Consider the following 13,487-nt stretch of genomic DNA (forward strand, 5'->3'; position numbering starts at 1 on the left):
CACGCCAGTCGTGAAGCATCAGCCGAATGCCGGCTCAGGAGGACGGACCTCGTACATTGAAATCGGCCGATTCCTGCCTGGGCTGTGCTGGCTGAGCGCCCTCCAGAGAACCCGCTCCGGATCGAGGCTTCCCTGACCATAGCAGCCGACCCCGACCTTCGACTGGTCTCGGAGCGCAGCCCTTACATGCGGACAGAGCGATGATACGCGCCCAGCCGCCAGGTGACTCGGCGGGCGGTTGGGTCGCGGTTTCAAATGCTCACCCCACCCGCAGATTTTCTGCTGAGTCTTTCCCGCGATTGTTCACGACGTCGAACCTGACTTTGGCGCCCTCTGCGAGCGACGTGTAACCAGCTTTCTCAACTGCCGAAATATGGACGAAAACGTCCTTGCTGCCATTGTCAGGTTGAATGAACCCGTACCCCTTTGTCGGGTTAAACCACTTCACTGTCCCCATAGCCACTTAACTTCTCCATTTTTCAAAAACGAAAACTAGTGCCGGAATTCCGACAAAAGAAAGGCTGGTCGCGGCGGCGCATGTCGGCGCCCTGGTCGGGCTTGCGAGGTCACGCGGGCCGTATTTACCCACCGCTCAAGCTTAATTTCGGAGTTTGGTTGCGCTGATCGCAGCGCTGACTACGGTTGAGTTCACCGGACAAATTGCCCCTGTCTGGGTCCAGCGTGGCGAAATCGGCGCGCCATCATATTCGGATCGCCGACTTCGTTCCTCATTAGCGGAGTTCAAGCCATGTGGCCCTTCGGCGTGTCGGCGCTGTGCCTAGCGCTCCTGATTGTCGGAGCCGTCGCCTTCATAGTTGTCAGTCTTGATTTTCCTGACGAGTCGAGGCCGTAGACTTACGGAATCGCCCAGGGCACAGGGTACTATGTGCCGAACACATTGCATTGCTGAGGCCATTACTGACGATGCTGGCGGGGTGCCCGGTAGGCACCATTCGGCGCGGTGTCGAGGAGATCGTCGCGTCCGTCGCCCGACGCCGCTCGGTTGGCGCAAGGGGGCAATCGCTGCGCTCAGCTCGGCGGGCGCGGATCTTTCGGAACTCGGTCTACCAGAATGTTCTATCTACTTCACCGATGTCCGCATCGGACCATCGGCATGCGCGCCGGCGATCCACGCTGATCAATGGGATTGGTCGGTCGGCTTCTATCCCGGCATGGAGCCAGGCACCGGGCGGAGGGCTATAGCCGCGACCTTTGAAGCGGCGCGCGAGGCGTTCGAGGCCGCATGGTCTGAATTGCGGCTCACCGTCCCCGAGGCCGCCTTTGCCGAATGGCGCCGTGATCGCGACTGGCGTGCGGCGATGGCAGCCAAGCGGGCGCGGGGTGAGAAGCGCGATAGTGAGATCAGATGATAAGGCTCGAGAAAGCCGGCCAGGATCTGCGCGTCTGCCAAAGGCGGCGCCGGCGTGGGGGTTTAGACTGGATTCACATACTTAAGTGCAGCCCAGGAAGCCGCCATTAAGGCGGCCCTACTTCGTGGGCCTACAACGGTGCACGGCGATGCGCCCACCCTCATTAAATTCCAGGGACGCGCTCACCATGCGATCGCGAGCAGGTAGAGGATGGTTGCGCCGTCTTCGCTGGGCTTTAGGTCATCCAGCCGCGACGCTGGGTATTTCTTCAAGTGGCGCACCCAATAGGAGCGCAAGCTCTCGCGGCCTCCGATCGTCACCTTGTCGCAGCTGCATTCGGTCACAGAATCATCGACATACATCCGCAAGATCGCTTCAATATCGCCAGCTCGGTAGGCGTCGAGCCAATCAACTGCTGCCGCCACCGGATCAAATGCCATGTGCCCCCTTGAAGCACGATCTAGAACCGCTCCACTGAACTCATCCTGAACAAATTGGTCAGAAGAGGGCCGCCAGGGCACATGAAAAGGGCCGCTGCTTTTGGTGCAGCGGCCCTTCATTTCCGGGTTTCAAAATTTTCGAAATGAAATCTGCCAGCCTCCCCGGTTTTGTCAAGATTTCCCGAGAGCTTCAGGTCCGGCAATAACATTTGTGAATCGGCGGGTAAGAACGACCCCGGACGTCCTGGGCTGGCTCCGACGCTCCCGGGCCGCCCGACGCGCCACTCATAGCGACGCGACAGCGAGGCGCAAACGATTGGCATCCGGGGGCAAGTCCCATTCCGGATTGCAGGCCGGACAGGGCGCCCCGGCGCCCCCACAGCTGCAGGCACGTGAGCCTTCCCAGGGGCGGTTCGGGTGGTTCTCGCAAACCAGCCGAGGTCGTCACAATTGGCGCACCTGCTGGCGACGGGGAAGTGCCGCGCATGCCCGAAGGATTTCAGATCAAGGTCAACAAGGATGGCTGGCGGCACTGTGGTGTCTCTATCGATGTGAGCGGCCCAGGCGCCTCCGGGGCTGGAGAGGAGCGGAGACGCCGGGACCGCCACGACGCACCGGCTCAGGCTGGGCGCCGGTGACTACTCTCCGCCCGCGGATTCATCGCGCGCTCTAACAATGTATAGTGTCTAGATTAACTTTGTGAGCATCCTCCGTTGCCCCTGCGCAACGCTCTCTGTGTTCCTTGGCGGAACAGAGCCGACGAAATATTCCTGACACAAACAGCTGCTTCCATGCCTTCAACCGGGCGCGGTGTTTGTATCCTTAGTTGTTTTCATTCCCGGGGCTGGCTTTGCTCGAACCTATTTTTTTGACGGGTGTCGATAGACTTTGGACAGGGCCGCCCCACAAAGGCGGCCCTTTCTTCTGCGGGCTTCACACCCTATCTGCGGCTTATACGTACCGCGTTCGAATTCTGCCTACCGACCGCCGCCAAGATGGTACCGGCGGGCCCCGACTGGATCCACGAAATCAAATAGGATGGCTACCGGCTGCGCGTCGAGCGCAAGGGCCGCGACGTTCGGCTGCTCACCAAGAATGGTCTCAACTGGATCCTCCAGGCAGCGCTGAAGAACCGCGAGCAGCAGTTCGTCATCCACGGCGAGGCGGTGGTGCTGGGAGTCGACGTCGGACTTCAACGCGCTGCACTTGCGCCGGCACTATGACGAGGTTCAGCTCTATGCGTTCGACATCCTGGCGCTGGACCGAGCTAGCATGACCGGTCTTGAAGACTGAACGAACACGGCGAGTCGATTTCCAAGCGGAAATATTCGTGTATGGGCGTGACCATTTCGCCCAATAGAACGAAACACGAGCACAGATTCAAGTTTTGGCGTCGGCCCGGCGCTTAACGTATGTGAATCCCACGCCACTCCCGTTTGGTTAAGATACTCAATGAGGTGGGTGTTGGAGTTATTTGAGGAATGCTGCTGGCGCCCTACACTGAGCGAGGCAGCTGCCTCCTGGACAGCCTTTATTTCTTGATTGTTCGTGGAGTGAGATATGTTGCTATCAGAAAAGTTCAACGAGCGAACCATCGCTAACATGGATGTGGCATTGGAACGGGCCTGCAGGCTCATGCCGGTTGCCTTCGAAGCACATCCGGCCCGGAAGTTCGTAGCGGAGAAGATTGTCGAATGCGCTTCGCTTCATACCCAGACCCTCGGCGGGCTGACGGAGGCTGGCAGACGTGCGGTGGCCGAGATTGCCGCTGAGATTGCCGAAAGCAATTGAGCTCAGCGTGTACTCATGGACCTGGGCTTGCCAAGGCAGAGATCTTACAGCTCGCATAGTGGACCGGCGAAACTCGGGTTTTTTCTTCGCGATCTTGTCACGAGGGTCGTCCGGGTAAGGACGTTACTGCCATCGACACGCTTGTCGCCAAGAATACCATTGTAGATTAGCGCGGGGTCTACACGAATATCTCCAAACACCGCATTCTGATGACCGCGGGCTTGGCTGTTGTGATGCAACGCTTGCAGGCGAGCACGCCGCCGATAGCCATTCAGAACGGTCTGCTGCGCGTGCGGTTCGTGGACAATTGGCTCCGAGCGCGATTCTAAAGAGATCAGTTACTTCTAGCCGCCAGTGGCAAATCAAAGCTTGCGATTTCAATCACGAAAATCGAAAGCTGCCATCGCGCTGACCGGCCCGCTGGGCAGATGCGCAAACCCCTATGGTCCGGCCGCTCCTTCGGATCATCCCTTAGATCGGAGAGCGGCCAACATTTGGCGGTGCCGCTCGTACGCGCTGGACGTTGTCCGCGGGTTACTGGATGCCCGGTCCAACAGCATGCGTCGTGGCGGCTTTGCGGGCTGCCGCAAATCGGCATTTCAGCTTTTTCGCCAAATCGCGTCGGTTGAGTCGTCTACCGGGCAGAACGGGGTTTGTTTCGGTGTTAGCGTGCATCATTGCCGACCACTAAAATGGGCGTCGGCAACTGAGAGTTCTTGCACTCCCGCCTTCAAACCGGGAGCGCAAAATGCTTCACACCAACGCGATACTCGCGTCCTTGTCTGCCAGTGACACGGCCGCTCTGAGACCTCACCTCAAAGCCACACATCTGCAGCAAAAAACAGTGCTGTATGAAGCTGGCGACACGATCAATGCCGTTTACTTTCCGCTCGGCGCGGTGGTGTCTCTCGTCGTGTCGCTTGCGACCGGCGAAGTGACGGAGGCCGCGATGGTGGGCAGGGATGGCGCTATCGGCATGGCGTCGGCATTGGACGGAAGAGTCGCGATGAGCAGAGCTATCGTCCAACTTGGCGGCGATGCCATGGTGTGCGATTCGGCTGCATTCAACGGCGCTGTCCTGCAATCAGTGAGTCTGATTGCAAAGGTCATGCGCCATGAGCAAACCTTGTTTGCGCAAGCGCAGCAATCAACGGCCTGCATGGCCAATCATGAAATTGATGCCCGCCTTTGCCGGTGGTTGTTGCGAGCCCGCGATTTGTCCGCAAGCGATCATCTTCCTTTTACACAGGAATTTCTCGCTGAAATGCTTGGCGTCCGACGCACGAGCGTGACCACCGTAGCGCGCACTCTTCAGGAAGCCGGGATGATCAAATACACGCGGGGCAAAATCGAAATCATTGACGTCGAAGGTCTGCGTGAAGGCGCCTGCGAGTGCTACGAAACGGTTAAAGAGCAGCACCGGAACTTGTTGGGCGAGCTACCGAGCACGTCTTAGCCGGCTTTGTAAGGACCGTGGAGAGGGAGCCCGTCATGCCACATCGTAAACTGATCGCGCGCTTGCAGGCGGTAGGTGCTCTATCTGAGCAAGATCAAGCCAAGCTCGCACGGATGCCGTACAAGCTCAAAACGCTGGGCAATGGCGAATATGTCGTGCGCCAAGGCGACAGGCCCACCTGTTCGACGGTTGTAATGAGCGGGTTTCTGGCTCGTCAGAGGGTGATCTCCACCCGCAATCAAATCTCTTCGTTCTATATCGCGGGCGATATGCCAGATTTGCACGCGCTGCACCTGCCTGTCATGGATCATGAGCTTTGCAGCGTTGGCAACTCGATGGTCGCTTCTGTGCCTCACGTGTATCTCAAGGAGCTCATGAATGACTCACCTGGGATTACGCAGGCGTTTTGGCGGGAGACGCTGATCCATGCTGCCCTATATCGCGAATGGGTCGAAAATCTTGGATCGCGCCATGCCTTGGGCAGAATTGCGCATCTCCTTTGCGAGATGGCAGGCCGATTGGAGCTCATCGGAGCCCTCGACAATGGCAGCAGCTTTCGTCTCCCATTTACGCAACAGAACGTTGCCGATGCATGCGGGCTGTCAGTGGTACATGTCAACAGGACGCTTCAGGAGCTTAGGCAGCACGGCCTGATCGAGTGGCGGAATCATATCGTCCAATTCCTTAATCGGACCGCATTGGAAGACATCGCTGAGTTCGACCGCGGCTATCTTCATGCGCTGGAGACAGACCGTTCCCCTATCCGCAGTGCGAAGGTTACCGCGTCAGTTTCCGCAACGCAAAATCAGGAACGGCGGCCCGAAATCCACCGCGACCAAGCGGACTGAGACGCCCTACTTCTTGTATTTCGTACTGATATGAATGTTGAAGATTGGCTTTGCCGGCTTCGTCGGTTACTTCCACGCCCCATTCTTTGCCGGGACGAAGCTTCCCATCGATGTCCTTGAAAAGCTGACCGGCATAGACCGTGGCCTCACGCCAAGCCGCTTCGTCGTCTGGCAAGTCCTCACTCTGGACGTCGGTGGTTGGATCTAGGTTGAGAACCTTGAAGAAATAGCGTGGCATGGCACGAGAATGCTCAGCGCGAACGAGCGTTCCAATTCAACGAAAGTTACTCGTCGCCCGCTCGCGGCCTGGTCGCTCAGCGGTGTTCCTGTAAAGACCGCCGGCTGCGCTCTATGAGGTCCCGGCTTTTTTCAATTTATGGCCCGCGTTTGCCGAAGAACAAGCGGCAAGTCCGCGAGTTCTCCATGCTCCCTGAGCGAGCGCTTGACCGTCCCCCGCCCAGGGAACTCGCCCTGCCACAAGAACACCATAGATTTTGACAAGCCTTCCCCACGCCCTCCGGTTCGCGAGGGTAAACCTCTAGGCCCCGGCTCATCCCCCATTTGAGCTGGGGCCCTTTCACTGACTCACATTTCCGGAGACCATGCATAGATCCCGGCTATGCTTAAGACCTTCGACTTTTGCCTGCGTACGGCGGCTAAAGCCGTGCCTGAGGGCCAAGACTGGTTCCACGAGATCAAGTACGACGGCTACCGCCTGCGCGTGGAGCGCAACGGAAGCGCCATCCGACTGATCACGAAGAACGGCCATGACTGAGCGCTTCCCCTGGATCGTGGAATCGGCCCTGAAGAACCGGGAGAGCCAGTTTGTCATCGATGGGGAGGCAGTCGTGCTAGGCGTCGATGGCGTGTCCGACTTCAACGCCCTGTCGCCGGACCAAGGAATGGATCAAGGTGAAGAACCGGGCTCATCCGGCGATGTCGCGAGAACTTTGATGATCGATCGCGAGCCACCGACACCAGCAAGCCGGTCGGAGACATAGAGCACCTGAAGGTGTTTGCGACCGAAGATGCGGCGACGGCATGGTTTGCGAAAAACGACCCGGGGGGCGTAGCCTTCGAGTATGAGGTGATTAGGCTTGACGCCCCTAGCCGCCCGACGATGAACCACGTCGGCCGCCGCACTTTGATCTGCATGGCGCTGATCCTCGCGCTCGTTGTCGTTTGGCAAATCGTCCGCTAAGTGGCACCCTGCTGACCAACCTATTGGGGCCGGCCCAGGCCCCCGCGCAAGCACCAGCGGCTGGATCGGCACCGAAGTAGCGCCTATCCTCTCCCCATGACCAATGATGCCGCCCTCACGCGCCGTCGCAGTGACAATCCCCACCAGGAGACTTGGTATATCTACTTCACGGATGTCCGCATCGGGACCATTGGCGTGCGCGCTGGCGTACCAATCCACGCCGATCAATGGCATTGGTCGGTCGGCTTCTATCCCGGCATGGATCCAGGCACCGGGCGAAGGGGCATAGCCGCCACCTTCGAAGCCGCGTGCGAGGCCTTCGAGGCCCCTTGGACCGAGCTACTGCCCACAATCCGTGAAAGAGCCTTTGCCGAATGGCGCCCGATCGCGACTGGCGGGCCGAGGTTGCGGCCAAACGAGCGCGAGGCGAGCTCGATCGTGAGATCAGAAACACGCTGATGCGCTGCGTCTGCGGGACCACATTCGACAGCTGGAATCCGGCGGAGGATTACCCGCACCGCGCGATATCACGGCCGCGCAGGCGGCCAATGGGAGACGCCGATGAAGCACGCCGCAGAAAGACCCTACGCGGACCCGGAGACGGCCGCGCGCAAGCTCGTCGAGCTCGCAGCCAACGTCCAGGCCGTGCAGGACGGTCGCATCTACATCGAGCGGATCAACGCGCCGTTCATGTTTGAGTTGAAGGGCAGCGGCAGCGAGTTCGGCGCAGGGCTCAAACACGCGGTCGCGCACGGCTGGCTGGAGCTCCACGAGAGTGGGACCTATGTAAGGCTCAAGAAAGCCAGCGAGGATCCGAGGGTCACATAGCCCGCCAAAGGCGGCCCCGGCATGGGGGCTTTTGGGGCATGGAGGCCGGGGCCGCTGGAGGTACTTGGACCCTGGGAAGACCAAGCGAGTGCGAGCTTACCCGCAGCTCAAACCGCCATTCTGTTCGCTTCTGCACATTCGCGATGATGTTCGGGATAGAAACTTGCCGACTTTTCCCGACTGGATTGACATGCTTAAGTGCAAAGTGTGCGACGGTTGGAAATAATTTTGCGTCACCAGACAATGGGTATCCAGACGGAGAGCGACCATTGAGTGAGCGTGCACCTTCGCAGTCGAGATTTTTTATACGGCAGGGAGCGAAAGGTTGGATGGTTTATGATCGAGAACGTAGAGGACCAGCCCTGATTGGGGCCGAGTGGGCGTCAGATCTTACCATGGCGCAAGCCAGTCCGAATTGTATCCTTCAATCCCATCGAGGGGTGGCCGCGGGATGCGACTTCCGACGTCGCGGATGCGCTGGCCCAGCGCGTAGCCGAGACCGACGCCGAGATCTCATCTGCGCTGCAACTTCATCGCCGCCAACGCCACACGACGCCTTGACATGCAGCTAGCGCTGCCCCTGCGCGGGGTCGCCTTCTGAGCCCGAGGAAAGGCCGGTGGCAGCCGGTACGATGACCGCGCGTTCAACTGTGACGATCTCCACTGGTAAACTCCCCTTGGCGGTTGATGCGGTCATAACGAAACGTGCAGCCATGCGCGTGGGCAAATACTCCCGCCTCTGCAATCGCGAGGGCGCGCGTGTTGCCAAATGCGCGCTCGAAGTACCGCTCTCGAATTATCAATTTCTGGTCCGCCCCGATCGCATCCAAAGCCTTCGCCAGCCGGAGCAGGTAGTTCTCTCGCGTTTCCATGAAGGCCCCGCCGTCCGTTGCTAGGAACCGTTACCGTCCAGCCCGGCTTTTACATGCGTTTCGGACGCATGAGGCTATTCAATTGGTAGCCCGAGCGGCTCCAGCCCTGGGCCCTCCCCCCGGCCTGGGGCCGTTTGCCTGGTGCAACGACCGGCCAGCGCCAGCGGACAAAATCCACACCCATGACCGGCGGTAGCGAGGGCCTTCCGCGCCGCCAGGAATCGATAATTTAACGCAGGTTTGCCTGAGCGGCTTTGGGAACGTTCTGTGGTGGCGTCGCTTGGACAGCAATGACGAGCACGACCGTAGTTCTCATTACAGGCATGCTGAAAGCGCTTCGCGTGGTGCGCATCTACGGCTTTATGGTCAAGCGCAGAGACGGTCTGTATTGCCCCGGCACCAACCAGCCGGCATGCTCGACCGCTTTGGCGGAGAGGATGGTTGAAGGCGGCTGGCTGGTGAAACACGGAGAGCGTTATCAGCTTACGGACAAGGGTTGGCAGGCAGGAGAAGCCGGTTCGGATGTCGGGTGAGCTAGATCAATCCCAGGGGCGCCCAGTGAAGATCACTCTGGGCGAGATGCGCGAAATGGGCTTGCGCGGCGTCCTCGTCTATTGCGCGGACTATCGATGCAGTCACCATGTCGCCCTGAGCGCCGATCACTGGTTCGACGATATGCGGCTCTCAGACATTGAGCAGAGGGTTGCTTGCAGCGGCTGCGGCCAACGCGGTGCGGAGGTCCGGCCGGGTTTCGAAAGCGGCAAGCCACCGCAATTTGCGCTCTCAAAGTGAGACACGGCCCCAACCATTAGCAAGCTGGAGCCGTGCTGTCATCACGCTTCCAACCCACGGAAGGAACAGGCCAGAAGCGACTCGAAAATGCTGCATACCCGAGAAGGTTCCTGGGTCGGCGGGCCTTCCCTCTGCAATCTAACGCACGTTAAGCAAGCCACAGATGTCAGGTCCGGTGCGACAGATTTGACTTGAAAATTACCGAATTTGCCGCCGTAGGATTTCCTGACCAGGGCTGGTTCCATATTTCAGTTGGATTTTTTACACGGGTATTTTTTTAGAATGAAGCCGCATGCGGAGACTGCTGCGGTGGACTGCCGGGCCCTTCAGGGTTTTGGAGCAAAAATGATCTTCCACGAGATCAATCGTGAGGCTACCTACCTTGCGGTGTCTGAGTTGGGTCAATCGCGTCACTATAATCGCGTGCCGCTCTCTTCCGCTCCACTCTGTGAACGGAAATCGTCAGACTGCACCGGCATGTCTCACTCGGGCCACAACCGGATTCCTCTTGGAGCGCTCGCCACATCGTATCGGCGCCTACGTCCCTCAGATTTGGCACCTCTGGAGTGAACAATGCTCCGCCGGAATCAGCGAGTGCGCCTACGCACTATGGGTGTTGTCGTCAGCGCTCTTCTCCGTCGTTCGATCACCATAAGCGATGTGGTGTTCATGATTACACAGCTTGTTAACATAATTGCACTCGCGATTATCCTGGTGCTTGCGCGGCGGTTCCGTAACCACATCTGCACCGCGCATGCGCGCCAGCTTCACGTCTTACGAGAGTTGTGTCTGGAAAACGTACTCAGCTAGCGTGCATGTCGACAGCCAGAGGCCGGTCGCATGCCAATTTCAGTAGGAAGATCATCGAGACGAAATTCTGCCTCTGTTGCGGCGGCGCTGGCGTTTACACGGCAACGGGTTGATGGCTTAGGCCCGTCTAGGAACGTTGGACCGCTTTCGTCGGGCGGCATTCAGCTACGAGCTGGCGCTCTGCTTCGGCCTTGTCTTTCGCCAAAACAGCGAGCGCGTCGTCAATGACCGTCAGCGCTGAGGATCCACAAGGCCTTGCAATTTGGCGAGGGCGAGCTGATTATCGAGGTCGCCTAAAAGCAGTGCATGCTGACGGGCCTTAATGGCCTCATCCAAAGCGACCTGCGCGGTGGCGCGCTTGATAGCAAGCTGTTCGCCTCGCTTCGTCAGCGAGGCGATGGTGGTTTCGTATTCCTGCATCGGTGATTTTCGGAAGGGATTTTTCATGCCCCGAGTGTAACCCGACGCGATGTGATTGCGCAGGTCTGCATCGTGGAGCCGTCCACATTCGGCGCAGGTTATTGTGGCGCACTCCACATTTCTCGCGCGTTTTCGGAGAGCTGGCGCGCGAAGCAGTGTGGGCAGAGAGCACACAAACATGCGAACGGCGGAGCTTACGAGTAAGCGCGGGATGGAGGTCGGAAAAGGGCCTCTTCGCATGAGGGAGGTGCTGTTATTAATATACCCCTCACTGCGGCCAATCCTTGTAGAGCGTGATGCCGATCATTATCAGCGAGTCGATTGCGACCGCTATCGGGCAGACAAACGGCAGCTCTTCCAGCACGCCAATAACAACCGCCCGGACGCGGAAAGTTCTCTTCATATGCGCAAAGCGCCAGCTTGCCGCACCCATCGACATCTCCGGTTGGCCCCCAGCAGCAGCGGTCTCACTCTCCAGCGGGAAGCGACGTTCGGCTATTGCCTATTCGGTTGTATCCCTAGATCAAGGTGAAGGAACCCTTGCAAGCCCACGTCCGCTTTGCTCTCAGAGGGCGACGTTGAGGCCCGACATGGCTTCATATCGGCCTTGGGCCAACTGGCGACATCATGGGGTTCTCTTCTAAGAGAAAATGAAGTGGAGAAGATAGAGCAAGTATGCGACTACGAGCGCGCCCTACGGCCACTGAAAGTCATAATAGAGGTTTGTCATCGCTCATCGGTAACCTTCCGGTGAATACCGGTGAATCCCGAACTCGTGGATCAATCGGTCGGCGAGGTTGGCGAACCTCGCTCGATGAAGCCCTTGGCCAGGGCATGATAGATACCCTCGTCGCAAATCATCCGCGAGGTTGCATGCGCGATCAGCGCAGCCGCCATCAATGGTACGACCATGCCGTGATTGTCGGTCATCTCGGTCACGATCACGAATGCGGTGATCGGCGCCTGCACGACGCCAGCGAAGTACGATACCATGCCGAGCAGCATGATCGCACCGAGCGGTGCGTCGTGGAAGATCGAAGCGACATTACTGCCAATGCCGGCACCGACGGCAAGAGACGGGGAGAAAATGCCGCCCGGTATGCCGCTAATCGCGGCAAAGGTCGTCGCCAGAAGCTTGAAGACGCCGAAATCTTGCGGCAGCGGCGAGCCATGATCAAGCGCTGTCTTCACCTGCGAATAGCCCGTGCCATAGATCGTATCGCCGGATATCAGGCCGCAGATCGCGACAGCAAGGCCGCACGCGAATGCGAACCACAGCGGATTAGCCTTGATTGCACGGCCGAGTGGATTCTTGAAGCCGCGAGCCATCGTGATGACGATCCGGCTGAATAACCCACCGGCCAGTCCGCCAACCACGCCGCAGATCGGAATGGCGAGCCAGTCCGCGCCGCGCGCAAGGGCTGCCGCGCTGCTGCCGAAATAGGCGTAGTTTCCGGCCAGCACGAGCGACGTCAGGCCTGCAGCGATCACGGCGCCAATAATGAGACTGGATGTGCGGGTTTCAAAGGCGCGGCTCATCTCCTCGATACCGAAGACGATTCCCGCCAGCGGCGTGTTGAAGGCCGCAGCAACGCCAGCGGCGGCGCCGGCCAGGATCAGCCCAGGCTGGCGGCGCGGCGAGAAGCGGCCGAGCGCAAACATGATGGAGGCGCCGACCTGAACGGTCGGCCCCTCTCGCCCTACAGAGGCGCCGCACAGGAGCCCGAACAAGGTGAGGACCATCTTGCCGATTGCGATCCGGATTGAGACGAGACGCTCGCGTTCACTCTGATCCGTCAGATGCCGCGCGGCGATCGCTTGTGGGATTCCACTGCCCTGGGCGTTCGGGAACAGGCGGATGGTCAAATAGGCCGACAGCATGAAGCCCAGCGGCATCACCGCCAGCACGACGTAACGGGACTTGGCAAGCAGGAGCGTAAAGCCATGCTGCGCGAGATCAGCGAGTTGAGCCAGAGCCACCGCCGCTGCGCCGACTCCGATCCCGCCGAGCAGGAAGATCGCTCGCCGTTGCCATCGTGCGGAGGTGATTTTGAATAGCCGCTTGTGGCGGTTCGAGAGGAGCGTCATGATAAGATCGAATCAAAAGGGCTCGGCTATAGGCCGCCGCTTCAGGCAGCATTAGACTTCGGTCATATTGTTTCAAGCTGGGTTTGGCTTAAGATCGCCTCATGCGGGGAATGATCATAGTCACGCTAGGTTTTTTAGTGCTGGCGCTTGCCTTCTCACGAACACACCAATTCGTGATCCAGCCGACGAAGCCGCTTCCCCCTGTGAATGCCCTCGCCGACTGAGGCGATCTTACCCCATTGAGCAGTGTACGCCCATTGTGTTGAAGTGTGGCGATTTAGTGAAGTTCTTCAATTCGGAAGCCCGGCTTCAAGGTAGGCGATCACGTCCGCCATAGCCCCCACAAGCAACTGATGCTTGAGTTCAAGGCAACGCGCGAGGTGGGCTTCGGGTCAAAATGCGAAGAACTCAGAGTGAGCAAAATCAGTCCGCTCCACCCCACCAAGCCGACCTCGATGAAAGGTGTCGTCACTTCGCTGATGGGCCATGTGTGGACGTATATGGACCCCGCCCGATTGCAACGACTGGCTTGATCAGGATCGACGGCCACAACTGCTGACGTATATCCGGC

18 protein-coding genes are annotated in these 13,487 nt (G+C 58.9%); 10 read left to right on the forward strand and 8 right to left on the reverse strand.

Annotated elements, in window-relative coordinates; genetic code table 11:
- Window positions 1-259: 259 nt before the first annotated feature.
- The 3 genes from AC0L3X_RS44520 to AC0L3X_RS44530 form a co-directional block, all read right to left on the reverse strand.
- Window positions 260-463 carry a cold-shock protein gene (locus AC0L3X_RS44520; RefSeq protein WP_085398262.1) on the reverse strand — a complete coding sequence of 68 codons (204 nt, stop codon included), beginning with the start codon at window positions 461-463 and terminating at the stop codon, window positions 260-262.
- A 1,089-nt stretch (window positions 464-1,552) separates the two neighbouring features.
- Entirely contained in the window at window positions 1,553-1,810 is a 258-nt protein-coding gene (locus AC0L3X_RS44525) for a nuclear transport factor 2 family protein (protein WP_245343896.1), read from the reverse strand.
- Between the two features lie 977 nt (window positions 1,811-2,787).
- Window positions 2,788-3,006, reverse strand: coding sequence for a hypothetical protein (locus AC0L3X_RS44530; RefSeq protein WP_201266089.1), 219 nt, complete (start codon window positions 3,004-3,006; stop codon window positions 2,788-2,790).
- Window positions 3,007-3,370: 364 nt separating this feature from the next.
- Here AC0L3X_RS44530 and AC0L3X_RS44535 point away from each other — a divergent pair, with 364 nt between their 5' ends.
- From AC0L3X_RS44535 to AC0L3X_RS44545, 3 genes are all read left to right on the forward strand, one after another.
- On the forward strand, window positions 3,371-3,601 hold the full coding sequence (locus AC0L3X_RS44535; RefSeq protein WP_085398263.1) for a hypothetical protein: 231 nt from the start codon (window positions 3,371-3,373) through the stop codon (window positions 3,599-3,601).
- Window positions 3,602-4,349: 748 nt separating this feature from the next.
- A complete protein-coding gene (locus AC0L3X_RS44540; RefSeq protein WP_085398264.1) occupies window positions 4,350-5,057 on the forward strand; it encodes a Crp/Fnr family transcriptional regulator in 708 nt (235 codons plus the stop codon).
- A 35-nt stretch (window positions 5,058-5,092) separates the two neighbouring features.
- A complete protein-coding gene (locus AC0L3X_RS44545; protein ID WP_085398265.1) occupies window positions 5,093-5,905 on the forward strand; it encodes a Crp/Fnr family transcriptional regulator in 813 nt (270 codons plus the stop codon).
- Here the strand turns inward: AC0L3X_RS44545 and AC0L3X_RS44550 are convergent.
- A complete protein-coding gene (locus AC0L3X_RS44550) occupies window positions 5,835-6,143 on the reverse strand; it encodes a DUF6894 family protein (protein ID WP_085398266.1) in 309 nt (102 codons plus the stop codon). The genes AC0L3X_RS44545 and AC0L3X_RS44550 overlap by 71 nt on opposite strands.
- A gap of 381 nt (window positions 6,144-6,524) precedes the next feature.
- Here AC0L3X_RS44550 and AC0L3X_RS44555 point away from each other — a divergent pair, with 381 nt between their 5' ends.
- The 3 genes from AC0L3X_RS44555 to AC0L3X_RS44565 all read left to right on the forward strand — a co-directional run bounded on the left by AC0L3X_RS44555 (window position 6,525) and on the right by AC0L3X_RS44565 (window position 7,934).
- Entirely contained in the window at window positions 6,525-6,680 is a 156-nt protein-coding gene (locus tag AC0L3X_RS44555; RefSeq protein ID WP_245343897.1) for a DNA ligase-like domain-containing protein, read from the forward strand.
- Window positions 6,673-6,906 carry a DNA ligase-like domain-containing protein gene (locus AC0L3X_RS44560; protein WP_245343898.1) on the forward strand — a complete coding sequence of 78 codons (234 nt, stop codon included), beginning with the start codon at window positions 6,673-6,675 and terminating at the stop codon, window positions 6,904-6,906. Before AC0L3X_RS44555 ends, AC0L3X_RS44560 begins: the two co-directional genes overlap by 8 nt.
- Before the next feature lie 761 nt (window positions 6,907-7,667).
- The gene (locus AC0L3X_RS44565) at window positions 7,668-7,934 is read left to right on the forward strand and encodes a hypothetical protein (protein ID WP_085402404.1); all 267 of its coding nucleotides are present in this window, start codon (window positions 7,668-7,670) and stop codon (window positions 7,932-7,934) included.
- A 644-nt stretch (window positions 7,935-8,578) separates the two neighbouring features.
- Here the strand turns inward: AC0L3X_RS44565 and AC0L3X_RS44570 are convergent.
- The gene (locus AC0L3X_RS44570; RefSeq protein ID WP_354099234.1) at window positions 8,579-8,806 is read right to left on the reverse strand and encodes a hypothetical protein; all 228 of its coding nucleotides are present in this window, start codon (window positions 8,804-8,806) and stop codon (window positions 8,579-8,581) included.
- A 290-nt stretch (window positions 8,807-9,096) separates the two neighbouring features.
- On the opposite strand from AC0L3X_RS44570, the gene AC0L3X_RS44575 reads away from it, so the two are divergent.
- The 3 genes from AC0L3X_RS44575 to AC0L3X_RS44585 all read left to right on the forward strand — a co-directional run bounded on the left by AC0L3X_RS44575 (window position 9,097) and on the right by AC0L3X_RS44585 (window position 10,253).
- Window positions 9,097-9,339 (forward strand): hypothetical protein, encoded by a 243-nt coding sequence (locus AC0L3X_RS44575; RefSeq protein WP_085402400.1) that lies wholly within the window; start codon window positions 9,097-9,099, stop codon window positions 9,337-9,339.
- A complete protein-coding gene (locus tag AC0L3X_RS44580) occupies window positions 9,329-9,598 on the forward strand; it encodes a hypothetical protein (RefSeq protein WP_354100699.1) in 270 nt (89 codons plus the stop codon). Before AC0L3X_RS44575 ends, AC0L3X_RS44580 begins: the two co-directional genes overlap by 11 nt.
- Before the next feature lie 448 nt (window positions 9,599-10,046).
- Complete coding sequence (locus AC0L3X_RS44585; protein WP_354100700.1) at window positions 10,047-10,253, forward strand: PQ-loop domain-containing transporter; 207 nt, start codon at window positions 10,047-10,049, stop codon at window positions 10,251-10,253.
- Between the two features lie 386 nt (window positions 10,254-10,639).
- Here the strand turns inward: AC0L3X_RS44585 and AC0L3X_RS44590 are convergent, their stop codons facing one another.
- From AC0L3X_RS44590 to AC0L3X_RS44600, 3 genes are all read right to left on the reverse strand, one after another.
- A complete protein-coding gene (locus tag AC0L3X_RS44590; RefSeq protein ID WP_354099232.1) occupies window positions 10,640-10,855 on the reverse strand; it encodes a hypothetical protein in 216 nt (71 codons plus the stop codon).
- Between the two features lie 241 nt (window positions 10,856-11,096).
- On the reverse strand, window positions 11,097-11,261 hold the full coding sequence (locus tag AC0L3X_RS44595) for a hypothetical protein (protein ID WP_473317490.1): 165 nt from the start codon (window positions 11,259-11,261) through the stop codon (window positions 11,097-11,099).
- A gap of 347 nt (window positions 11,262-11,608) precedes the next feature.
- Window positions 11,609-12,916, reverse strand: a complete 1,308-nt coding sequence (locus AC0L3X_RS44600) for a chloride channel protein (protein ID WP_354100701.1) — start codon at window positions 12,914-12,916, stop codon at window positions 11,609-11,611.
- 353 nt (window positions 12,917-13,269) lie between these two features.
- On the opposite strand from AC0L3X_RS44600, the gene AC0L3X_RS44605 reads away from it, so the two are divergent.
- Window positions 13,270-13,449: a hypothetical protein gene (locus tag AC0L3X_RS44605; protein ID WP_456679776.1), complete on the forward strand. Its 180-nt coding sequence runs from the start codon at window positions 13,270-13,272 to the stop codon at window positions 13,447-13,449.
- The last annotated feature ends 38 nt before the right edge of the window (window positions 13,450-13,487 follow it).

This window comes from Bradyrhizobium sp. MI1.7 (genome assembly GCF_055811795.1).